The sequence below is a fragment of the Vibrio sp. YT-19(2023) genome (assembly GCF_033337395.1).
This window is the reverse complement of the sequence record NZ_JAWOQN010000815.1, coordinates 1-588: the sequence shown is the minus strand read 5'-3', so window position 1 is coordinate 588 and position 588 is coordinate 1. Positions and strand designations below refer to the sequence as shown.

General features: G+C 35.0%; 1 pseudogene. It reads right to left on the bottom strand.

The features are described from left to right. Positions 1 to 418: 418 nt before the first annotated feature. Positions 419 to 588, bottom strand: a pseudogene (locus R7E78_RS28610) (protoheme IX farnesyltransferase); the annotation flags it as partial.

Here is a 588-nt window from a genome sequence, read left to right as displayed (position 1 = left end):
AATCTTTTAATGTCTATAAACGTAGAAACTGTTTCTTCGAAATGCGACTAGCCTAATAAATCTCTGCAATTGTTAAATATGTAAGCTAAAATTACTTTTCAACATGAGTTGATTATCAACCTTAAGTCTATTTTCAATATTAAAGCACGTAGTATCCAACCAACTTGTAACTCGATCATATATTGTTAATTTATCTTGCAAGCCATTGATTTATTAAAACAATGATTTTTTAGAGTGAACAGTCAATGAAAGGGAGAAAATAAAAACACAAAAATGGAAATGTATTAATAGATGCAATGAAATAGAGTTAAAGCGAAAATATCCTCTCACTTCAACTCCATGTTTTGACAGTTCCAGAGTTCTATTGCAAAGCACTTTTTGCAAGCATCTAAAACTATGGTTATCCGTTGTCTAGCCTTTAAAGAACAAGAGGTATCAACTCGACGCCAAGCACACCACTTATCCCCATCACCACCAGCAGCGAGACTTTAAATACCAACTTCGACCACGCGACGTAGTTACTGTCGTCAATACTGCGAAAGTTCACTTTCGTCCACATAAAGCAAACCACAGCTGCAACAGCTAAGT